The sequence below is a fragment of the Pseudomonas sp. MPDS genome, assembly GCF_013283895.1.
GTDB classification, from domain to species: Bacteria; Pseudomonadota; Gammaproteobacteria; order Pseudomonadales; family Pseudomonadaceae; genus Aquipseudomonas; species Aquipseudomonas rhizophila.
On sequence record NZ_CP054128.1, the window covers coordinates 4,516,420 to 4,539,122 of the forward strand.

Annotated in this window: 15 protein-coding genes; 7 read left to right on the plus strand and 8 right to left on the minus strand. The window is 60.6% G+C overall.

Going from position 1 to position 22,703, the window contains the following annotated elements; all coding sequences use genetic code 11:
• Positions 1–222 precede the first annotated feature (222 nt).
• Positions 223–4,887, plus strand: coding sequence for a deaminase domain-containing protein (locus tag HQ912_RS19810; RefSeq protein ID WP_173407203.1), 4,665 nt, complete (start codon positions 223–225; stop codon positions 4,885–4,887).
• Between the two features lie 10 nt (positions 4,888–4,897).
• On the opposite strand, the gene HQ912_RS19815 is transcribed toward HQ912_RS19810, so the two are convergent.
• The 5 genes from HQ912_RS19815 to HQ912_RS19835 form a co-directional block, all read right to left on the minus strand.
• Entirely contained in the window at positions 4,898–6,715 is a 1,818-nt protein-coding gene (locus tag HQ912_RS19815; RefSeq protein ID WP_047226298.1) for an ABC transporter ATP-binding protein, read from the minus strand.
• Positions 6,708–7,310, minus strand: a complete 603-nt coding sequence (locus HQ912_RS19820) for a DsbA family protein (protein ID WP_171061403.1) — start codon at positions 7,308–7,310, stop codon at positions 6,708–6,710. The genes HQ912_RS19815 and HQ912_RS19820 overlap by 8 nt, the downstream gene beginning before the upstream one ends.
• 36 nt (positions 7,311–7,346) lie before the next feature.
• Positions 7,347–8,288, minus strand: coding sequence for a rhodanese-related sulfurtransferase (locus tag HQ912_RS19825; RefSeq protein WP_092397619.1), 942 nt, complete (start codon positions 8,286–8,288; stop codon positions 7,347–7,349).
• Between the two features lie 150 nt (positions 8,289–8,438).
• A complete protein-coding gene (locus HQ912_RS19830; RefSeq protein ID WP_047226295.1) occupies positions 8,439–8,738 on the minus strand; it encodes a BolA family protein in 300 nt (99 codons plus the stop codon).
• 12 nt (positions 8,739–8,750) lie between these two features.
• Positions 8,751–9,269 carry a DUF2059 domain-containing protein gene (locus HQ912_RS19835; protein ID WP_047226294.1) on the minus strand — a complete coding sequence of 173 codons (519 nt, stop codon included), beginning with the start codon at positions 9,267–9,269 and terminating at the stop codon, positions 8,751–8,753.
• A gap of 190 nt (positions 9,270–9,459) precedes the next feature.
• Between HQ912_RS19835 and HQ912_RS19840 the strand changes: the two genes are divergently transcribed.
• Positions 9,460–10,854 (plus strand): class II fumarate hydratase, encoded by a 1,395-nt coding sequence (locus tag HQ912_RS19840; protein WP_076385794.1) that lies wholly within the window; start codon positions 9,460–9,462, stop codon positions 10,852–10,854.
• A gap of 165 nt (positions 10,855–11,019) precedes the next feature.
• On the opposite strand, the gene HQ912_RS19845 is transcribed toward HQ912_RS19840, so the two are convergent.
• Positions 11,020–11,982 (minus strand): DMT family transporter, encoded by a 963-nt coding sequence (locus HQ912_RS19845; protein ID WP_047226292.1) that lies wholly within the window; start codon positions 11,980–11,982, stop codon positions 11,020–11,022.
• A gap of 187 nt (positions 11,983–12,169) precedes the next feature.
• Here HQ912_RS19845 and HQ912_RS19850 point away from each other — a divergent pair, with 187 nt between their 5' ends.
• On the plus strand, positions 12,170–12,367 hold the full coding sequence (locus tag HQ912_RS19850; RefSeq protein ID WP_047226415.1) for a DUF6316 family protein: 198 nt from the start codon (positions 12,170–12,172) through the stop codon (positions 12,365–12,367).
• 184 nt (positions 12,368–12,551) lie between these two features.
• Here HQ912_RS19850 and HQ912_RS19855 read toward each other — a convergent pair whose 3' ends face one another.
• Together HQ912_RS19855 and pap are read right to left on the minus strand one after the other, a co-directional pair.
• Entirely contained in the window at positions 12,552–13,736 is a 1,185-nt protein-coding gene (locus HQ912_RS19855; RefSeq protein WP_107322139.1) for a thiolase family protein, read from the minus strand.
• A 106-nt stretch (positions 13,737–13,842) separates the two neighbouring features.
• Positions 13,843–15,363 (minus strand): polyphosphate:AMP phosphotransferase, encoded by a 1,521-nt coding sequence (pap, locus tag HQ912_RS19860; RefSeq protein WP_047226290.1) that lies wholly within the window; start codon positions 15,361–15,363, stop codon positions 13,843–13,845.
• 151 nt (positions 15,364–15,514) lie between these two features.
• Here pap and mnmC point away from each other — a divergent pair, with 151 nt between their 5' ends.
• From mnmC to HQ912_RS19880, 4 genes are all read left to right on the plus strand, one after another.
• Positions 15,515–17,497, plus strand: a complete 1,983-nt coding sequence (mnmC, locus tag HQ912_RS19865) for a bifunctional tRNA (5-methylaminomethyl-2-thiouridine)(34)-methyltransferase MnmD/FAD-dependent 5-carboxymethylaminomethyl-2-thiouridine(34) oxidoreductase MnmC (protein ID WP_173407204.1) — start codon at positions 15,515–15,517, stop codon at positions 17,495–17,497.
• A 282-nt stretch (positions 17,498–17,779) separates the two neighbouring features.
• Positions 17,780–19,552: an N-acetylglutaminylglutamine amidotransferase gene (locus tag HQ912_RS19870; RefSeq protein ID WP_173407205.1), complete on the plus strand. Its 1,773-nt coding sequence runs from the start codon at positions 17,780–17,782 to the stop codon at positions 19,550–19,552.
• Positions 19,553–19,555: 3 nt separating this feature from the next.
• On the plus strand, positions 19,556–21,292 hold the full coding sequence (gene ngg / locus HQ912_RS19875) for an N-acetylglutaminylglutamine synthetase (protein WP_173407206.1): 1,737 nt from the start codon (positions 19,556–19,558) through the stop codon (positions 21,290–21,292).
• Positions 21,293–21,481: 189 nt separating this feature from the next.
• Positions 21,482–22,672: an osmoprotectant NAGGN system M42 family peptidase gene (locus tag HQ912_RS19880; protein WP_047226286.1), complete on the plus strand. Its 1,191-nt coding sequence runs from the start codon at positions 21,482–21,484 to the stop codon at positions 22,670–22,672.
• The last annotated feature ends 31 nt before the right edge of the window (positions 22,673–22,703 follow it).

The window sequence follows — 22,703 nt, forward strand, 5'->3', positions numbered from 1 at the left end:
CAAGAGGCCGGACACTATTTGACACCCCATGCCCCTGGATGCCTGAGACAACAGCGGTGATAAAGCCCTGGTAATTGCCAAACGCCGTTACAACTTTCCTGCACCCCATACATATCTACCACCCCGGGTTTGCCTGGACTGTTTTGATACGGAACTTCTCTAGACCTTGCACTTTATCGAGGCGCGTAGAGAAACGTTCGTTAATCACCAGGAAACCTCCATATGCAATCTACCGCCGCCTCCGGCCTTTCAACGAGTCTGAGCCCGACACCCTCTTATGCCGAGAAACATCAGGGTTTTCTGGGCGATTACGAGGCCATGCTATCGCTCGTTCGAAACCATCAGATACCGCTGCAGACGTTGGCCGACAGCCTGGTCAAGCCCAGGCTTTGTTCACCCATGGCGTTGGAAAATGAAACCGGACAACGAGCACTGCACACGCTCATCCAGGATAAAAACTATCAGGCGCTGTGCAAAACGCTGAGCGCCCCTCATTACCACTTGATAGTCACTTTAAAAGACGGCAAAGCCCTCTACGAGACACTGTCAAGGAACAGAGAAACCACCATTCAGATTCCACTGAACAACGACCCCTCTTGGAACGGGCTGCGTGCAAAGATTGAAAAAACTGCTCGACTATTAGGCGGGCAAATTCGTTTCGACGGCCAAGTAACATTTGCACGAATGACCTGGTTTTACGGTATTACCCCATGCAATCGGCAAAACACCGAGCAACGCAACGCCACGATGAATGCGCTGGAAGAGAAACGCGCTCACCACACGCTGGGGCTTGGACATGGAATAAACATCGACGCCCTGAGCCCCCACACTGAGAACCTGATCACTGACACAGTGCGTCAATTCCTGCCTACGCCGCACACCCCATTGCTGGCCTACCTGGGCGCTTCGGATATCGACACATTGACGACGACGCAAATCCGGGCGAAGCCTTCGGCGTATCTGGAGGCTATTCTGCAATCGACGAACGCCCGGAAACTGGCAACCAGGTTATTGCAAGTGCTGGGCTGGTTTGGCGGCAGACCCGGTGAGGACACGGCTGCAGGGATATGCACCAAGCTGCTCGCCCACGCCATTCGTCTTTGGCTTGAAAACGAGCAAAACGAGAGCCCGGACAGTATCGCCGGTTACCCGTGGCAACGTTCGTCCAACTGGGGGAAAAGCTATGGGCAGATTCGGGCCGAGTTCGAGGCGCATCTGCTGTCTTCAAAACGCGCCGCGTCAGTGAACGAATCCATTCTGCTCGCGCGTCTTTATCAATCCTTGTTCCCGCCGCACTTCCAGATTCACGATATACCGTCGCAACTGCCTTACCGAAGCTCCACCGTCTGGGTAAATTTTGCTCATGGTGTGGGTCTTGCTGACGCGATCGACCCGACGTTGCTGCAAAGACTGAGTTTCCAGCAACTGGTCGACTTCCCTGGCCAATACGCCAGTGAAGCCACGGCTGATGACCTGAAACTGGTCACCCTGACCAGATTGAAACCCATGCTGGAATGGGCCGTGACAAACGGCCTGGTTGCCCATAAGGCCGACGGGCACTACACCCTGCAGGACATACAGACTGCTGCAGAAAAGCTCGACTTCACCATCGATAGCATGACCCGGGCGGTCAACTGGCTGGATAGCCGCCCCCCCGAGAGGCTGAACATCGCCAGGCTTAAAATGGCGAAGCTCTTCGCAGACGGCCGGTTCGTGACGGATGGCAGGAAGCTGGTGAAGGAGGCCAGCACTTACGCCGCCCCCGTGACTCGGCTCAGCGGCCCCCTCGCAAGACTCGCCCCCCAAACCTACACATTCGTGGATGTGTATGCAGCCGGCCAACTCACTGAGCATAAATGGTTCGTCACCCGGCCCGATGGAAAAGTCATCACCGATGTCTGGTTCAAGATCGACCACGATACGACCCTACAGACTAACTTTGCCGGGCCCGGCTTTAGCGCTATTGCCCAGCAGGACAGGAAGCTCCCCGATATCGAGCAAACGTTCAAAACCCATTTCGACATCTACCTCAGCTTCATCAGAAGTTCCTATCGCACGTTGATCACCCACCTGCTCGCATCCCTACCCCTGGCTGATCGCCAAGCCCTGGAGTACGGCGTGACAAAGGTCTACACCCTCAGAAAAGAAACCACGGGCATTGAAGCAAACAATGAATCCGAAGATAAGACGCTGCCCCTGCGCGCGCGTAATGGCTTCATTCTGGAAACGACGAGCCAGCGCAAAACCTCGTACTACGAACTGCTCCCGCGGGCTGGGGTGATCCGCCCACGACCGGATATTCAGCCACACCATATTGGCGCAGAGCGCAAAATCGAAAAGTGGAGAATCAGCCGCGGCTCGGCAGTGAGTGTGGATGTTCTTCGCCATAAAACCCTTCCGTTCGATTGGGATGCCCACGTAAAAGGCACCCTCCCCGGCGCTCACAAAGAATGCCAAGCCATCCTGGACCCACTTGGCGGCACGTTCGGCGAATCGAACAATAGCGACGCCAACCACACTCTACCGCGGACATTGGAGTCGAAAGTCACCCTGGACCTGGCCCGGTACATTTGCGAGAAGCTGCTTTTCGTTGACGAAAAACAGCTCTACGACAGTTGTTATGGCGAAACCGAATTCGACCGTCAAAAGGCCAGGCGTGAAAAAAACCTGGAAATCCTCAAAATGTTTGTGCCCTTCTGGGGCAGTATCGAAGACTTGGCTTCGGGGGACCGTGATCGCCTGGTGAGTGGAGCCTTTGGCCTGTTCACAGATTTTGTTGCATTCGCCCGACCCATGGGCAAGTTTGCGTCAGGCTCGCTGAAGTTGGTCAGCGCCGCGGGCAAGTTGAGCATTGGCAAAGCACTGCCCGCCTTTGCAACGCTGACAGGTAGTTTGCTCAACGCCACCCTGAACCCGCTCGACGGCATTGCGTCCTTGCTACGGGCAGGCAGCCAGAGCGTGTACAGGTTCAGTAAAAAGGGCTATCTGAGTCTCAAGACGTTGTCCGGGCGCGCCGGCCAATACGATTTCGTCCAAGGCATGGCCCAAGCCACGGACCCGGGCCGCTGGCGTCCACTGACAATGAATGACCAGTTGAGCACTGTGCGCGGAGTTGACGATGTTCCTGTGCGCAACACCACAGCCACAGGCAGCGCCGATTACCGTTTGATTGACCCTTTATCGTCCAGGCCTTACGGCCCTGGGCTGGGTGCTGACGTGTCACCGGGCCGCTCCCACTTCAACACACGGGCGCAAACCGACACCGAGACCCTCGTTGAGTTACCGGAAAATGCCCGGGTACTAGAAGTGCTTGAAGCCGATGGCAGCCGCCTCTTCTATGTGGATGGCGTGCCCTATCGTTTGAAGGCCGGAACCCTGCGTCGCATCAGCCACCCGGATGACAGTCCACCCTTCAGGAAACTGGCGTGCCGTGTTCGTCGTGCGCCGGATGAGGTGTGCAAAACCAGGTATGTAGTGCAAGACAAACCTGCCGAGCGCCCACCCGCCGGAGAATTCAGCACTGAGTTAAGCTGGGCGCCCTGGTTTGGTGACGCAACGTTCTATCCCTCCACGCCCAAGCATCCCAACGATCGCGCCCTGCTCGCCTTCGAAGGGAAAATCTATGAACTCAAGGACGGCAAGCTCAACACCTACAAAGGCAAACCGCAATGGATCGGTCTCTCCAGCAGAGTCCCCATCCCCAGAGAAACCATTACGGCGACCCTGGAATTTCAAACCGGTCTGTACGGTGGCATCAAAGTAACCGGTTCGGCAGAAAAAATTGACGATATCCATCAAACCGGCGCGCTCATCATTCCCTCGATCGATGAGCAGTTCACGTACATATTCACCCGCTTGAACACGGATGATTATTACATGACCAGATTGCTCTCCACTGAGAGTGTCGAGTCTGCTCTGAGCCTGAAAAGGCTTGGCCCAAGCGACCTGACGCCCGGCTCTTTGGGAGAAGAGCTGCAACGGGTTTATATCGGTTCGTTGAACGCCAACAACGCCGCGCGAATCTACGGCAGAGACCAGGTCGAACGGGCACTGGACAAGATCGATGAAATTTCGATACCCATTGGCGCACCGAGCCATCCACCCTCCAATATGAAGTGGTTGAAAGTCAGTACCTACCCCGCCGAGGCGGTGTTATTCGATCGTCGCACCAGAATGATTGTCTCTGATTTGCCTAACGGAGCAGCCGTGTGGCAACCCACCACACAAGCGCCCGAAGCCATACAAAAATCAACCGCAAGCATCTTCAACGCGCTTTTTACATCGCCGGCCATTACCGGCCCGTCTCAACCCACCACCCGAGCGGTGACCATCAATGACGCCATGCGAGAACTGCAAAAAACCCTTCCGACCAAAAATCAAAAGAACATAGCTTTTGCCCACGTCATCACGGCATCCGGAAACAACGAAATATATGTCAGTGTTTCCGGAATCGAGGACTACACCCAGCACCTGCCGCTGTTCAAATCCCACAGTGGCTATACGCAAGTCAACGTCAAAGAGGCCACTTACTTCAATGTTGATGGCATCAGGAACGCGATTGACCCTGCCTCCCTCACTCTGAGCGCCGATGGAAAATTGCTCGCCATCCCTCATCTGATGGATGCTCCGGGCACGTCGGACAGGCTCAGTCGAGTGACCTCTGCGGACAGTGAAAGCAAACTGATTGCCTACATCAGCGAAAAGTATCCAAACCCTGAAGACATCAAGTCGATCACGCTTGCCACCACCCTGCCTCCTTGCGAATCCTGCGCGATTGTCATGAAGGAGTTCGGTCATGAGCGCGGAGCCGCTGCGTTGAACGTCATCTGGGGACAGCGCCGTAAGCGTCCGGCAACTGAAATGAGCTCTTCAACCGAATCCGATTGATCCCTGGCGATCAATGCTGCTGCAGATGCCCGTAGAGCTTGGCGTATAAACCACCGTCAGCAATCAGTTGCTGATGGTCGCCATCCTCGGCGATTTGTCCGCCGTCGAACACCAGCACGCGGTCGGCCTGCTTCACGGCCGACAACCGGTGCGCGATGATCAAGGTGGTCCGGTTGCTCAAGAACCGCGCCAGCGCCTGGTGCAGGTTGTACTCGGTGGCGGCGTCCAGCGCCGACGTCGCCTCGTCGAGGATCACCACCTTGGGCTCGGCCAGCACCATCCGGGCAATGGCCAGGCGCTGGCGTTGCCCGCCGGACAGACGCACGCCGGAACGGCCGACGATGCTGTCCAGACCGTTGGGCAAACTTATGATCGTCTGGTGCAGTTGGGCGATTTCCAGTGCCTGCCAGCAGGCCTCGTCCGTGCGCTCGCGGCCCATGGTCAGGTTGGCCCGTACCGTGTCGTTGAACAGCGCGGGATGCTGCAGGACCACGGCAACATTGTCGCGCACGGTTTCCAGGCCGATTTCCTGCTGAGTCGAACCGCCGAAACGGATAGTCCCGGCCAGCGGCGTGTACAGCCCCAACAGCAACTGGACCAAGGTACTTTTGCCACCCCCGCTGGCCCCGACAATCGCGACTTTCTCACCGGGGGCAATCGACAGGTTCATCTGGTTCAGCACCAGTTCGTCGCCGTAGCCGAAACTCAGCCCCTGAACTTCGATACCCACGGTGGCACGCCCCTGGAACGGGTTAACACTGCCGGTGTATTGCGGTTCGTCGGCACGGGCCAACAACTCGTTGATCCGCGACAATGCGCCCCCGGCGGCATAAAACGCGTACTGCAGATTGAGCAGTTGCTCCACCGGTCCGATCATGAACCACAGGTAGCTGAACACCGCCAGCATCTGGCCGATGGAGAGGTCGGAGAACAGTACGGTGAGCATCGCCGCTGCGCGGAAAATATCGATACCAAACTGAAACAGCAAACCGCTGGCGCGGTTCGAGGCATCGGTTTTCCACTGTGAACTCACTGCGTAATCACGGACCTCCCTGGCCCGTGTCCCCAATCGACCCAGGAAATAACCCTGGCGGTTACCGGCACGCACCTCCTGGATGGCATCCAGGGTTTCGGTCAGGGCCTGGGTGAAGCGCGAGGTGCTGTCATTCTCCAGCTTCTTGAGGTGCTTGACCCGTTTGCCCAACTGGACCGTGGCGTAGATCACTAACGGGTTGAACAACAGGATCAGCAGCGCCAGTTGCCAGTGCATCCACACCAGAATGCCGGCAGTGCCCACCAGTGTCAGCATCGCCACCAGGAAACGACTGAGGGTTTCGCCGACGAATTTGTCCAGGGTGTCCAGGTCGGTGACCAGGTGTGTGGTCACGGTACCGCTGCCCAGGCTTTCGTACTCGCCCAGGGAAATACGTTTGAGCCGTTCGATCAATCGGACGCGAATGCGATAGACGATGTCCTTGGCCAGCCTGGCGAACAATCGCGCCTGCAGCACGTTGAACAGCAAAGCGCCGCATCGCAGGACCAGGGTCACCACCAGCATCAGGCCAATATAACCGGCCGCGCTTTGCCAGCCGCTGGGCAACGCATGGTTCATGACCTTCAATGCCGCGTCGCCCTGGCCCAGCAGCACTTCGTCCACTAAAAGCGGCAGCAGCAGCGGGATCGGTACGCTGCACAGCGTCGCCAGCACGGCCACGCCGTTGGCGATCCACAGGGCTTTCTTGTGTTTAAGGGCCAGACGGCGGATTTCTGCCCAGCTCAAGCGGTCGACGCGCTGCCCAGGGGATGCGTCATCCGCCCGGTCAGGCACAGGCCGCGCGCTCCAGCCAGCGGCCCAACAGTGGAGACAACTGGCTCAGGGGCTGGTAGCCGTTGGTAAGCAAGGCCAATTGACCGTCACGCTCGGCCAGCAGCGTAGGAAAACCCGCGATGCCAAGATCCTGCACCCACGTGAAATCCGCGGCAGTGGCCGCATGTTGCTCGGCGCGGTCAAAGGCTGCGGCGAACTCGATGCGTGGCAGTCCAGCCTGTTCGGCCAGTTCCACCAGGACGCTGGCGTGGGTCACATCACGACCCTCGACATAAAACGCCTGCTGGATCAGCTTCAACAGTTTCCAGGCCAGGTCCGGCGCCAGGCCACGGGCCGTCACCAGTGCCCGGCAGGCCGGTTCGGTGTCATAGACAAAACCGTCCGGCAGCGCCCCTTCAAGCTTGAACGTCTGGCCGGTGGCCTGGGTGACGGCCTGCCAATGCTCGAGGATGTAGCGTCGGGTGGTCGGCTCCAGGGCCGAACCGCTGCCGGTGCGCAAACCGCCCACCACCAGGTGCAGTTCTACCCCGGCGGCCTGCGCCTGCTCGACCAGTGCCTCGGCAACCGGCGCAAAACCCCAGCACCAGGAACACATCGGGTCCATCACATAGAGCAGGCGTGGCGCCATGGTTCAAGCCTCGGAAGGTGATTGCTTATAGTTGTAGCCGATCGGATGCGGCATGTTGCGGGCCTTGGCCAGTTCGATCTGCTTTTGCCGGTCGATGGCGCTGCGCCGGGTCTTCTCGCTCAGCTTGTCCCAGCAATGCGGGCAACTGATGCCTGGCACGTAGTGCTCCGAAGCACGGTCCTCTACGCTCACCGGTGTACGACAGGCATGACACTGATCGTAGTCGCCTTCGCTAAGGTCATGGCGAACGGTCACGCGGTTATCGAACACGAAGCAGTCGCCGCGCCATTTGGTTTCTTCCTGAGGCACCTCTTCAAGGTACTTCAGGATGCCGCCCTTGAGGTGATAGACCTCGTCGAAACCCTGGCCGAGCATGTAGCTGGAAGCTTTTTCGCAGCGAATGCCACCGGTGCAGAACATCGCGACTTTCTTGTGCCTGGCCGGGTCGAAGTTGGCTTTGATGTACTCGGGGAACTCGCGAAAGCTGGTGGTCTTGGGGTCGATCGCGCCTTCAAAGGTGCCGATGGACACTTCGTAGTCGTTGCGCGTGTCGATCAGCAAGACTTCCGGATCGCTGATCAGTGCGTTCCAGTCCTGCGGTTCGACATAAGTGCCAACCTGTTTGTTGGGATCCACGCCTTCGACGCCGAGGGTGACGATTTCCTTCTTGAGCTTGACCTTGGTGCGATAGAACGGCTGCTCATCGCAGTACGACTCCTTGTGGTCGATGTCGATCATGCGCGGGTCGTTCTTGAGCCAGGCCAGCAATCCGTCGATGCCTTCGCGAGTGCCGGAAACGGTGCCGTTGATGCCTTCTTCGGCGATCAGCAGCGTGCCTTTGATGCCGTTGTCGAGCATGGCCTTGAGCAATGGCTCACGCAGCTCGACGTAATCTTCAAGGGTGACGAACTTATACAGTGCCGCCACGACAATGGATGGTGTCATGGGTATTTCTCCAGGTGGCTACCCTCGCAAAGGGTGAACCGGATGCGAAAAAAAACGCGCCCCGTGAGGCGCGTTGCGGATTCTAACAAAAAACAGAGGGGTTGCAGGAGTGCAGCGACAACAGCTACAACAGCAGTCATTCTCTGCAGATCAGTGCTTGCTGCCACCGGCACAAGTCGGCGAAGCCGGAGCTGTATCGATCTGCGCCCATTCCTCGGGGGTATAGGTGTGCAGCGCCAACGCATGGAACTCACCCATCAGCTCGCCCAGCGTGCCGTAGACCTTCTGATGACGCTTGACGCGATTGAGCCCCTCGAACTGGTGGCTGACCACCACGGCCTTGAAGTGGGTCTGTAACCCACGGCTGTGCATGTGGCTTTCATCCAGCACTTGCAGGTGTTCGGGCTGCAACAGCCCGAGCGTCGATTCGATGCGTTGTTGCATGCTCATACCGGGCTCCGCTTACGGCTTTTTCTTGGCAGGGGCGGCTTTGGGCTCAAGCTCGGCGGTCATGTCCGCCAGCAGCTTGTTGACCACCGGCACCGCGCTTTCCAGCTTGGCCTGGGTCAACTGGGCCGATTGCTGGGTCAGCTGGGGCATTTTTTCCAGGACTTTCTTACCCAGGGGCGAACGGTAGAAGGACACCAGTTCCTTGAGTTCCGGCTCGCTGAAGTTGGAGGTGTAAAGCTTGACCATGTCCGGCTTGAGCTTCTTCCAGCCGATGGCCTGATCCAGCGCGGCGTTGGCCTTGGCCTGGTAGGTTTCGAGGGTGGCTTTTTTCGACTCGGGAGCCTTGGTCTGTTCAAAGCGCTGGGCAAACATCTGCTGCACTTGCATGTACACCGGGGTACCCAGTTTGTCGGCGTGCGCCAGGGTCAGGAACTCTTCGGCACTGGCGTTGTGGCTGGCGGTATCGGCAAAAACAGGACTGCTGGCACACACCAGAGCAACTGCGGTACAGATGGCACGAAGACGGGTCATCGAGTTTCCTTTTCTACAGGCGAGGTAAAACCCCAAGGGCGATCATTCTGCGCCTAATAAACGCCGGCCCTCAACCCCATTGCTCTGCGCGTCCGATTGACGGGCCGAAACGATCGAAAAATGATTGAGGGAACCCGTGTCGCCCTTCAGGGCCTAAACTGCGCATTCAGACCTACAGGAGTTTGACCCGATGAGCCGTATCGAAACCGACAGCCTTGGCCAGGTTGAAGTCCCGGATGAAGCCTACTGGGGCGCCCAGACGCAGCGCTCCCTGATCAACTTTGCCATTGGCAACGAACGCATGCCGCTGTCGGTGCTGCACGCCCTGGCGCTGATCAAGAAAGCCGCCGCGCGGGTCAATGACCGCAATGGCGACTTGCCTGCCGACATCGCGCGCCTGATCGAACAGGCCGCCGACGAAGTCCTGGCCGGCCAGCATGACGACCAATTCCCCCTGGTGGTCTGGCAGACCGGCAGCGGAACCCAAAGCAACATGAACGTCAACGAAGTGATCGCCGGGCGCGCCAACGAGCTGGCGGGCAATCCCCGCGGCGGCAAGAGCCCGGTGCACCCGAACGATCACGTCAACCGCTCCCAGAGCTCCAACGACTGCTTCCCCACCGCCATGCACATCGCCGCCATCCAGGCGGTCCATCAGCAATTGCTGCCGGCGATCGCCGAGTTGTCCGGCGCACTGGCGGAATTGGCGGCGCGCCACATGAAACTGGTCAAGACCGGCCGCACCCACATGATGGATGCCACGCCGATCACCTTCGGCCAAGAGTTGTCAGCCTTCATCGCTCAACTCGATTACGCCGAACGGGCGATCCGTGCGGCACTGCCGGCGGTTTGCGAACTTGCCCAGGGCGGCACGGCAGTGGGCACCGGGCTCAACTCGCCCCACGGCTTCGGCGAGGCGATCGCCGCTGAACTGGCGGCGCTGTCCGGCCTGCCCTTCGTCACCGCGCCAAACAAGTTCGCGGCGTTGGCCGGCCATGAGCCCCTGACCACGTTGTCCGGCGCGCTGAAAACCCTGGCCGTGACCCTGATGAAGATTGCCAATGACCTGCGCCTGCTGGGTTCCGGGCCACGGGCCGGGTTCGCCGAAGTGAAGTTGCCAGCCAATGAACCGGGCAGCTCCATCATGCCCGGCAAGGTCAACCCCACCCAGTGTGAGGCCTTGTCGATGCTGGCCTGCCAGGTCATGGGCAACGACGTGACCATCGGTTTCGCCGCCAGCCAGGGTCATTTGCAATTGAACGTGTTCAAGCCGGTGATCATTCACAACCTGTTGCAGTCGATCCGTCTGCTGGCCGATGGCTGCAGCAATTTCCAGCAGCACTGCATCGCCGGGCTCGAACCGGATGCCGAGCAGATGGCGGCGCATCTGGAACGTGGCTTGATGCTGGTCACCGCCCTGAACACACACATCGGCTATGACAAATCCGCCGAAATCGCCAAGAAAGCCTACGGCGAAGGGCTGACCCTGCGCGAAGCGGCCTTGCAGTTGGGGTATCTGACCGACGAAGAGTTCGATGCCTGGGTGCGGCCGGAGAATATGCTGGAGGCCGGAAGCCAGGGCTGAGATGTGTGCTTGGTTGGACGCAAAGCGTGCGCTCAACACAACCCACCTGTGGGAGCGAGCCTGCTCGCGATGAGGCCGGTCGGCTCGACATCATTATCGACGACCAGACCGCTATCGCGAGCAGGCTCGCTCCCACAAAAAAGCGGTTCTTCTTGCAGTCGCGGTCTATCGCCCGACAGCCAGTCGCTCACGCCGGGCCCTGAGCCCGGCAATCAGCGACGGCCCCAGGGCAACCAATGCCGATCCCAACACCACCAGCACCGCCCCGCCATACCCCAACAGATTGATCTGCTCGGCATGCACGTAGTCAGGCCACCACCAGGCTGCCAACGCCACCGCAGCGAAGGTCACCAACGGCGTGATCGCCAGGGTCGCGCTGACCCGCGACGCCTCCCAGTGAGCCAGGGCCTCGGCAAAGGCGCCGTAGGCAATCAGGGTATTGAGGCAGCAAGCAAGCAGTAGCCAGCCTTGCAGCGGACTCAGTTGCAGCGCCTCCAGCGGATGCACCCAGGGCGTGAGCAGCAGTGCGCAGAACAGGTAGATCACCATCATCACCTGCAACGAATTCCACACCGTCAGCAGTTGCTTCTGGCCCAGGGCATAGAAGGTCCAGACCGTCGACGCCAGCAACACCATCAAGACCCCGGCAGTGTAGTCGCTCAGGGACGTCAGCAGCTCGCCAAGGCGCTGGTTGAAAAACAGCGTGAAGCCGATCAACAACACCAGCAGGCCGATGCCCTGTCCCACGCTGAAACGCTCCTTGAACACAAACAGGCTGGCCACCAGCAACATGATCGGCCCCATCTGCACCACCAGTTGCGCGGTGCCGGGGCTCAAGCGATTGAGGCCCATCAGGTACAGCACGTAGTTGCCGACCAGCCCCAACACCGCCATCGCCACCAGCCAGCCGCCCCGGGGGCCCAACACCTTGCGACTGGGCAAACGGCCAGTGGCCGTCAGGTAGATGAACAGCAAGCCACCGGACACCAGCAAGCGAAACCAGGTCACGGTGACCGGATCCATCACCTGCAGCACTTGCTTGAGCTTGATCGGCAGGATGCCCCACAGCAGGGCGGTCAGCAGGGCAAGGAACAGGCCGTAGACCCAGCGACCGGACGATATGTGCATGCAACCCTCGCAGCTCAAGACAAAGAGCCCCCATTCTAGGCGCGGATCGCTCCAGGACACAGGGACAGTTAGGCCGTGGACGTCCATGGGACTGTACGGGTCGTTGCCGTCGATCGCCTGGCCAGGCGCAAATCAAGGACTGCGCATAAGCTCAAATGACATTGCCCCGCTGCCTTTGGAGACCGCCATGTTTGGCAAACGCGCCCAGGATCCCGCCCCTACGACGATTTTTCGCAGCGACCGGATCTGCCGGGTAAACGGCGAGTTTTATTTCAATACCCGAGAAGGCACGCAGGAAGGCCCGTTCGCCAGCCGTGAGGCGGCAGAACGGGAGATAAAAGCGTATATCGCGCGGATGCAGCAACTGACCCAGGTTGCCAGCTAGCGCAGCTGACGCAGCCCCCCTTGTGGCGAGGGGATTTATCCCCGCTGGGCTGCAAAGCAGCCCCAAAGCAAACCACTCTGTCAGCCTGATATACCTCGGTTGTAGATTTTAGGGTTGCTGCGCAACCCAGCGGGGATAAATCCCCTCGCCACAAGTAATCATCTCGCTAACTGTCAGCGCCCGGTTATCTCACCGCCTCAAACAACCCCGTCGCCCCCATCCCGCCGCCCACGCACATGGTCACGATGCCGTAGCGCAGGCTGCGCCGTTGCAGTTCGCGCACCAGATGGCCGACCTGGCGCGAACCGGTCATGCCGAACGGGTGGCCAATGGAAATCGAACCGCCGTTGACGTTGTACTTCTCGTTATCGATTTCCAGCCGGTTACGACTGTAGAGACACTGGGATGCGAAGGCTTCGTTGAGTTCCCACAAGTCGATATCATCGATATGCAAGTCCTTGGACTTGAGCAGTTTGGGCACCGAAAACACCGGACCGATGCCCATTTCGTCCGGCGCGCAACCGGCCACGGTAAAGCCACGGAAAAACGCCTTGGGCGTGAGCCCCAGGGCCAGGGCTTTTTCCAGACTCATCACCAGGGTCATCGAAGCCCCGTCGGACAACTGTGACGAGTTGCCTGCTGTCACCGAGCCGTCTTCGGCGAACACCGGCTTCAAGCCCGCCAGACTTTCATAGGTGGTGTCGGGGCGGTTGCAATCGTCGCGATCAACCACGCCGTCGAGAATCTGCACCGCACCGGTGTTCTTGTCCTCGACCTTGTACTTGACCGCCATCGGCACGATCTCGTCGTCGAACAGCCCGGCCGCCTGGGCCTGGGCAGTGCGCTGCTGGCTCTGTAAGGCGTAGCGGTCCTGTTCTTCACGGCTGACCTGATAACGGCGGGCGACGATCTCGGCGGTCTGGCCCATGGGGAAATAAATCCCCGGCACTTGCTCCTTGAGCAGCGGGTTGATCAGGTGATCGGTATTGACGCTTTTCATTGTCAGGCTGATGGATTCCACGCCACCGGCAACAATGATCTCGCTGCAACCGGAGGCGATCTGGTTGGCGGCGATGGCGATGGCTTGCAGGCCCGAGGAGCAGAAGCGGTTGAGGGTCATGCCGGCGGTGCCGATGCCCAGTTGCGAAAGCACCGCCACGTTACGGCCGATGTTATAGCCCTGGGCGCCCTCGTTCGAACCGGCGCCGACGATACAGTCCTCGACGCTGGCCGGATCGATCCCGTTGCGTGCCAACAATGCATCGACACAATGGGCCGCCATGTCGTCCGGACGGGTCATGTTGAACTTGCCGCGAAAAGACTTGGCCAGGCCGGTCCGCACGCTGTCGACGATCACCACTTCACGCATGGCTGTACCTCAATTGTTATTGTCGGTTAGGAGTCAATTGAGCATAGATCCACTGCATAACCGACCGCGACGATCATTCACCCCGCGTATGCGTTCCCATCGGCCACTATTTGCCCTTGCTCGCCTTGCGAGCCTGCTTTGCTGAGCGCTCGAAGGCCTCCTCCAGCGCTTCATTAAGCGTGCGCAACACCTTGACCCGCGCCCAGCGCTTGTCGTTGGCCTCCACCAGGGTCCAGGGAGAAATCTCGGTGCTGGTGCGGTCAACCATGTCGCACACCGCCGCCCGGTAGGCATCCCATTTGTCACGGTTGCGCCAGTCGTCCTCGGTGATCTTGAAACGTTTGAAAGGAATTTCCTCGCGTTCCTGGAAGCGCTCCAGTTGAGTCTCCTTGTCGATGGCCAGCCAGAACTTGACGACCACGACTCCGGCGTCGGCAATCTGCTCCTCGAAATCGTTGATCTCGCCGTAGGCCCGCAGCCAGTCGGCCTTGCTGCAAAAACCTTCGACCCGCTCCACCAGCACCCGGCCGTACCAGGAGCGATCGAACACGGTGAACTTGCCCCGCGCCGGGATATGCCGCCAGAACCGCCACATGTAGGGATGGGCGCGCTCTTCCTCGGTGGGTGCGGCAATCGGTACGATGCTGTACTGGCGCGGGTCGAGCGCTGCCGCGACCCGCCGGATCGCCCCACCCTTGCCCGCCGCATCATTGCCCTCGAACACCGCCACCAGGGCATGGCGGCGCATGCGTTTATCGCGCAACAGGCCGGAAAAACGCGCCTGCTCGGCGATCAGTTGTTCTTCGTAATCGGCCTTGTCCAGACGCAGGGTCATGTCCAGGCTGTCCAGCAGCGTGACCTGGTCGTCCAGCGGCGGCAGTGGCGCCACATTGACCTTTTCCGCTTTGATCCTCGAGCGGTGCAAGGCTTGGCGCATCCCGTCAAGCAGGATCCGTCCGACCGTAAGGCTTCGATAATAACTGTCCATGCCTTCGATCACATGCCACGGGGCGTAGTCTCGACTGGTGCGGCGCAGGACCCGCTCACCGTATTTGACGAACTTGTCGTAGGTCTGGGACTGCTGCCAGTCCAGCGGGCTGATGCGCCAGCTGTGCAGCGGGTCGTCCTTGAGCCCCTTGAGCCGGGCTTTCATCTGTTTCTTGGACAGGTGAAACCAGAACTTGAAGATCAGCGCGCCTTCATCGCAGAGCATTTTCTCCAACCGTTCAGCGCCATTGATGGCCTGGTCGAGCCGTGGATCCTTGATCTGGCCATGAACGCGCCCCTGCAGCATCTGGCTGTACCAGTTGCCAAAGAAAATCCCCATGCGTCCCTTGGCCGGCAGCATCCGCCAATATCGCCAGGCCGGTGGCCGCGCCAGCTCTTCGTCGGTCTGCTGATCGAAGGTACGCACTTCGATCAGCCGCGGGTCCATCCACTCATTGAGCAATTTCACCGTTTCGCCCTTGCCGGCGCCTTCGATGCCGTTGATCAGCACGATGACCGGAAAACGGCTCTGCTGGTGTAGCTCGTACTGGGCTTCGAGCAACGCTTCACGCAGTGCCGGCACTTCGGCGTCATAGGTGTCTTTATCGACGGCGTGACCGATTTCAGCGGATTCGAACATGGACAGCTCCTTCCAGGGAATGGGGCAAGACTAGCGGATTGGACGCGGGCCGGTGCAGCAGATTCCATCCAGACGAACGCTGTATTGCGATGGGTCAAGCAAGCCCATACCGATCGGCTAGAATGGCCTCCCAGTTTTGACCGAGCCTGCCATGACACCCGTACAGCACCACGCCCAACTCGACTGGGACGATCAGGGTCGCCCGCGCTCGCGGGTGTTCGACGATGTGTATTTTTCCGATCAGTCGGGCCTGGAAGAAACCCGCTATGTGTTCCTTGAACAGAACAACCTGACCGAGCGTTTTGCCGCGCTGCCGGACGACGGGCGGCTGGTGATCGGCGAGACCGGGTTTGGCACCGGGCTGAATTTTCTCTGCGCCTGGCAGTTGTTCGAGCAGTGCGCACCGGCCAGGGCGCGGCTGCATTTTGTCAGTGTCGAGAAGTTCCCCTTGAGCCCCCCCGACCTGCGCCGGGCACTGGATTTGTGGCCGCAACTCAAGCTTCAGGCGGATCAATTGCTTGCGCAGTACGTCGCCATCCATCAGGGCTTCCAGCGCCTGACGCTGGCAGGTGGCCGGGTGACCCTGACGTTGTTGATCGGCGACGCCCAGGAACAATTGCCACAGCTGGATGCGCAAATCGATGCCTGGTTCCTGGACGGTTTCGCGCCGGCGAAAAATCCCGAGATGTGGACCGCCGAGCTGTTTGCCGAACTGGCGCGCTTGGCTGCCCCCGGCGCGACCCTGAGCACCTTCACCAGCACCGGCTGGGTGCGACGGTTGTTGAACGCGGCAGGCTTCAAGATGAAGCGTACGCCGGGCATCGGCCATAAATGGGAAATACTTCGCGGGGTGTTTCTCGGCTGGCCGCAACTGACACCCGCACCGCCCCCGGTAAAACCCTGGTACACCCGCCCCACGGCGCACAGCGGCGAGCGTCGAGCCCTGGTGGTCGGTGGCGGCCTGGCCGGTTGCGCCAGCGCGTCCAGCCTCGCGACCCGTGGCTGGCAGGTGACGCTGCTGGAACGGCATGCCGGGTTGGCCGAAGAAGCGTCCGGCAACCCGCAGGGCGTGTTGTATCTCAAGCTTTCGGCCCATGGTACGGCGCTGTCGCAGATGATCCTCAGCGGTTTCGGTTACACCCGGCGCCTGCTCGAACATCTGCAGCGAGGTGTGGACTGGGACGGCTGCGGTGTCTTGCAACTGGCCTTCAGCGCCAAGGAAGCCGAGCGCCAGGCGCAATTGTCCGAGGCCTTTGCCGAAGATTTGCTACACCTCCTGAATCAGTCCCAGGCCGAGGCGCAGTCCGGTATCGGCCTGTCCTGTGGCGGTCTGTTTTACCCGCAAGGCGGTTGGGTCCATCCGCCCGCGCTGTGCCGCTGGCAGGCATCCGCCCCCAAAATTGAGGTACAAGCCCACCATGAAGTCCTCGAGTTGCGCCGCATCGACGGCCAATGGCAGGCCTGGGATGGTGAACGTTGCCTGGCCAGCGCACCGGTAGTGATCCTCGCCAGCGCCGCCGAGATCAAACGCTTCGATGCGGCCGCCGACTTGCCCCTCAAGCGCATTCGCGGGCAAATCACCCGCCTGTCGCAAACCGCCCACAGCCAGGCACTGCGCACGGTGGTCTGCGCCGAAGGCTACGTGGCTCCGGCACGGTTGGGCGAGCACACCCTGGGGGCCAGTTTCGATTTCAAGAACGACGACCTGACCCCTACCGCCGCCGAGCACGCCGGCAACCTGCAGATGCTGGAGCAAATCTCCGCTGATCTGGTGGAACGCCTGGACGCCAGCACCCTGGACCCGGCACACCTCCAGGGCCGCGCGGCGTTCCGTTGCACCAGTCCGGACTATCTGCCGATTGTCGGCCCGTTGGCCGAGAGTCAGGCCTTCACCCAGGCATACTCGGCGCTGAGCAAGGACGCCCGCCAAGTGCCGGACTGCCCATGCCCCTGGCTCGATGGCTTGTACATCAACAGCGGCCACGGCTCCCGGGGCCTGATCACCGCGCCATTGTCGGGCGAGTTGATTGCCGCCTGGCTGGACAACGAACCTTTGCCCCTGCCCCGAAGCGTGGCCGAGGCCTGTCATCCGAACCGGTTTGCGTTGCGGGCGCTGGTTCGGGGCAAGGCCTAATGCAGATTGCCGGTATGCCACAAAAACCTGTGGGAGCGAGCCTGCTCGCGATTGCGCCAGATCATCTGGCATCCAAGTGACTGGCACACCGCGATCGCGAGCAGGCTCGCTCCCACAGGTTGGTGTTTGCCGTGGTTTTTCAGCCGCCCGAGCGCCCCTACTTCAGCTGCTTATAACGCATTGATCTAAAACTCACACCAATCCCACCGGTCAGTTTCAAAGTACCCGCCATTTTGGCGTATGGTGTTTGACCCTCCCCAACGGAAAAACCGGTAAGGACTTATGTGCGGATTAGCTGGAGAGTTACGTTTCGATCAACAACCTGCGGACCTTGCGGCCGTAGAGCGAATCACCCATCACCTGGCTCCTCGCGGCCCCGACGCGTGGGGTTTCCACAGTCAGGGCCCCATTGCCCTGGGCCATCGGCGCCTGAAAATCATGGACTTGTCCGACGGTTCGGCCCAGCCGATGATCGACAATCAACTGGGCCTGTCCCTGGCCTTCAACGGCGCGATCTACAACTACCCTGAATTGCGCGCCGAGCTGGAAGGCCTGGGCTACGCCTTCTATTCCGGTGGCGACACCGAAGTGCTGCTCAAGGGCTACCACGCCTGGGGCGAAGCACTGTTGCCCAAGCTCAACGGCATGTTCGCCTTCGCCATCTGGGAACGCGACGCCAAGCGGCTGTTCATCGCCCGCGACCGCCTCGGTGTCAAACCGCTGTACCTGTCGCGCACCGGCCAGCGCCTGCGCTTTGCCTCGGCGTTGCCGGCGCTGCTCAAGGGCGGCGACATCAGTCCGATGCTCGACCCGGTGGCGCTGAACCATTACCTGAATTTTCATGCCGTGGTCCCGGCGCCTCGCACCCTGCTGGCCGGCGTTGAAAAGCTGCCGCCTGCCACCTGGATGCGGGTCGAAGCCGACGGCACCACCGAGCAGAAAACCTGGTGGACCCTGCCCTACGGACCACGGGCCGACGAACAGCACCTGAATCTGCAAGACTGGATCGACCGCGTGCTCGACAGCACCCGTGAAGCGGTCGCCATTCGTCAGCGTGCCGCCGTGGATGTCGGCGTGCTGCTTTCCGGCGGCGTGGACTCCAGCATGCTGGTGGGCCTGCTGCGGGAGGTCGGTGTGGAAAACCTTTCCACATTCTCCATCGGCTTCCAGGATGCCGGTGGCGAGCGCGGTGACGAGTTCCAGTATTCGGACCTGATCGCCAAGCACTACGGCACTCATCACCACCAGTTACGCATCGACGAAAAAGAAATCATCGAGCAACTGCCGGCGGCGTTTCGCGCCATGAGCGAGCCGATGGTCAGTCATGACTGCATCGCCTTCTACCTGCTGTCGCGGGAAGTGTCCAAGCATTGCAAAGTGGTGCAAAGCGGCCAGGGCGCCGATGAACTGTTCGCCGGTTACCACTGGTATCCACAAGTGGACGGCGCCAGTGACCCATACGCGGCCTATCGCGCCGCATTCTTTGATCGCAGCTACGAAGAATATGCCGCTACCGTGCAGCCCAAATGGCTGACGGCCAATGACGCGGCCGGTGATTTCGTCAAGGAACACTTCGCCCAACCGGGCGCCGACGCAGCGGTGGACAAGGCCCTGCGTCTGGACAGCACGGTGATGTTGGTGGACGACCCGATCAAGCGCGTCGACAACATGACCATGGCCTGGGGCCTGGAAGCGCGCACGCCATTCCTGGATTACCGACTGGTGGAACTCTCGGCACGGGTCCCGGCGAAATTCAAGCTGCCCGACGGCGGCAAACAGGTCCTGAAGGAAGCCGCTCGACGGGTGATCCCCGGCGAGGTCATCGACCGCAAAAAAGGCTATTTCCCTGTACCCGGTCTCAAGCATCTGGAAGGCAACACCTTGGCCTGGGTCCGCGAACTGCTGCTGGATCCGAGCCAGGATCGCGGCCTGTTCAACCCGGCGATGCTTGATCGACTGCTGACCGACCCCAACGGCCAGCTCACCCCGTTGCGCGGCTCAAGGCTGTGGCAATTGGCGGCGCTGAACCTGTGGCTCAGCGAGCAAGGAATCTGATCGATGAAACCCCACAATCAACGCCTGCTGCGGGGCCAGGCGCCCTCCTATGAACGCCTGCAAGCGCGACTGGCCGAGGACGGCAGCGAACTGGGCGCCGACCCGATCGCGGTGCACTGCGGCTGGGGCCGATTGCTGATCGGCCACACCTTCCCGGACCCGGCAAGCCTGGCCCAAGAGCTGCTCAATGAGCAATCGGGTGAGCGCGACATTGCCTTGTACGTCGCCGCCCCCCAGCAAATACTCGGGCTGGAACCGGCGCAGCTGTTTCTCGATCCATCCGACACCTTGCGCCTGTGGTTCAGCGACTATCGCCAGGCCACCCGGGTATTTCGCGGTTTCCGGATTCGCCGGGCCCAGAGCGACGCCGACTGGCAGGCGATCAACCTGCTGTATCAGGCCCGGGGCATGTTGCCCATCGATCCGCAACGACTCACGCCGCGCCATGAGGGCGGGCCGGTTTACTGGCTGGCCGAAGATGATGACACCGGCGCGGTGATCGGCAGCGTCATGGGCCTGAACCACCAGAAAGCCTTCAACGACCCGGAAAACGGCAGCAGCCTCTGGTGCCTGGCCGTGGATCCGCAGTGTTCGCGGCCCGGTGTCGGTGAGGTCCTGGTGCGCCACCTCATCGAGCACTTCATGAGCCGGGGCCTGAGTTACCTGGACCTTTCGGTGCTGCACGACAATCGCCTGGCGAAAAGTCTCTACGCCAAGCTCGGGTTCCGCAATCTTTCGACGTTCGCCATCAAACGCAAGAACTGCATCAATCAGCCGTTGTTCCTGGGGCCGGGCCCCGAGGCGCAGTTCAATCCTTATGCGCGCATCATTGTCGAAGAGGCTCACCGCCGGGGCATCGAAGTCCAGGTGGACGACGCCGAAGGTGGATTGTTTACCCTGGTCCACGGCAGCCGCCGGATCAGGTGCCGTGAATCCCTCAGCGACCTGACCAGCGCTATCAGCATGACCCTGTGCCAGAACAAAAGCCTGACCCACAAGGTGCTGAAAAACGCCGGCTTGAACTTGCCGGCCCAACAGTTGGCAGGCAACGCCGATGACAACCTGGCCTTTCTCGATGAGCACGAACGGGTGGTGGTCAAGCCTCTGGACGGTGAACAGGGCCAGGGTGTGGCGGTGGATCTGCGCACGATTGAAGAGGTGCAGAGCGCGATTGAAACGGCCCGCCAGTTTGACACTCGGGTGCTGTTGGAAAGCTTCCACGAAGGCCTGGACCTGCGCGTACTGGTGATTGGCTTTGAAGTGGTGGCAGCGGCGATCCGGCGGCCAGCGGAGGTGATCGGCGACGGTCGGCACACCATCGGCGCGCTGATCGAAGCCCAAAGCCGCCGCCGACAAGCGGCCACGGGAGGTGAAAGCAAGATTCCCATGGACGCCGAGACCCAACGCACATTGAGCGCGGCAGGTTATGACTACGACAGTGTGCTGCCCGCCGGCAGACACCTGTTCGTACGGCGTACGGCGAACCTTCATACCGGCGGCGTGCTGGAAGATGTCACGGGCATCCTCCATCCGACCCTGACTGAAGCTGCGATACGCGCCGCGCGGGCCTTGGATATTCCCATGGTTGGCCTCGACCTGTTAGTGCCAGCGGCCGATCAGCCCGAATACGTGTTCATCGAAGCCAACGAACGCGCCGGCCTGGCCAACCACGAACCGCAACCCACTGCCGAACGCTTTGTGGATTTATTGTTTCCCCATAGTCAGGCGGTGGCCCAATAGAGGTGTAGTGCCCGGGCGGGCCTCATCGCGAGCAGGCTCGCTCCCACCCGGTGGTATGCACCGCCGCAGAAACCTTGTGGGAGCGAACCTGTTCGCGATGGCGGCTTGAAGGACACCAACATTTCATAGGTCAGACACATTCCCTTCCTCATCGAAACCATCGATGCGCTCAACTCATCAGGAGTTTCCATGATCAGCAAAATTCCCGAACCGGATCTCGAATACCTGCAAAAGGTCCTGCTGGAAATGCTCGCCATTCCCAGCCCCACCGGCTTCACCGACACCATCGTGCGCTATGTCGCCGAGCGGCTCGAAGAGCTGGGTATCGAATTTGAAATGACCCGGCGCGGCACAATCCGCGCCACCCTCAAAGGCCGCAAGAGCAGCCCCGATCGGGCCGTGTCGGCTCACCTGGACACCATCGGCGCCTCGGTGCGTGCCATCAAGGACAACGGGCGCCTGACCCTGGCTCCGGTGGGTTGCTGGTCCAGCCGCTTTGCCGAGGGCAGTCGCGTCAGCCTGTTTACGGACACGGGGGTGATCCGAGGCAGCGTACTGCCGCTGATGGCGTCCGGGCATGCATTCAACACCGCCGTGGACGAAATGCCCATCAGTTGGGATCACATCGAACTGCGCCTGGACGCCTACTGCACCACCCGCGCCGATTGCGAAACACTGGGGGTGGGCATTGGCGACTATGTGGCGTTCGATCCTTTGCCGGAGTTCACCGAGAGTGGCCATATCAGTGCTCGGCACCTGGACGATAAAGCCGGGGTCGCGGCGCTGCTGGCGGCGCTCAAGGCGATTGTCGACAGTGGCGAAGAACTGCTGATCGACTGCCACCCGCTGTTCACGATTACCGAAGAAACCGGCAGCGGCGCGGCGGCTGCGCTGCCTTGGGATGTCAGCGAGTTCGTCGGCATCGACATCGCGCCGGTCGCACCGGGCCAGCACTCGAGCGAACACGCAGTGAGCGTGGCGATGCAGGATTCCGGGGGACCCTACGACTATCACCTGTCACGGCACTTGCTGAAGCTGGCCAGGGAAAACGAACTGCCGGCGCGCCGCGACCTGTTCCGTTATTACTTCAGCGATGCCCATTCCGCCGTCACCGCCGGCCACGATATCCGCACCGCCCTGCTGGCCTTCGGCTGCGACGCCACCCATGGCTACGAACGCACCCACATCGACAGCCTGGCCGCCCTGAGCCGTCTGCTGGGCGCCTACATCCTCAGCCCACCGGTATTCGCCAGCGACGCCCAACCGGCCCAGGGTTCGCTGGACCGCTTCAGCCATCAGCTCGAACACGATGCGCAGATGGAAAGCGATACCCGGGTGCCGTCGGTAGATAGTTTGATTGGGCAGCGGTCGGATAACTGAGCACAGTTCCAGAATCTCAGTGCCCGTCATG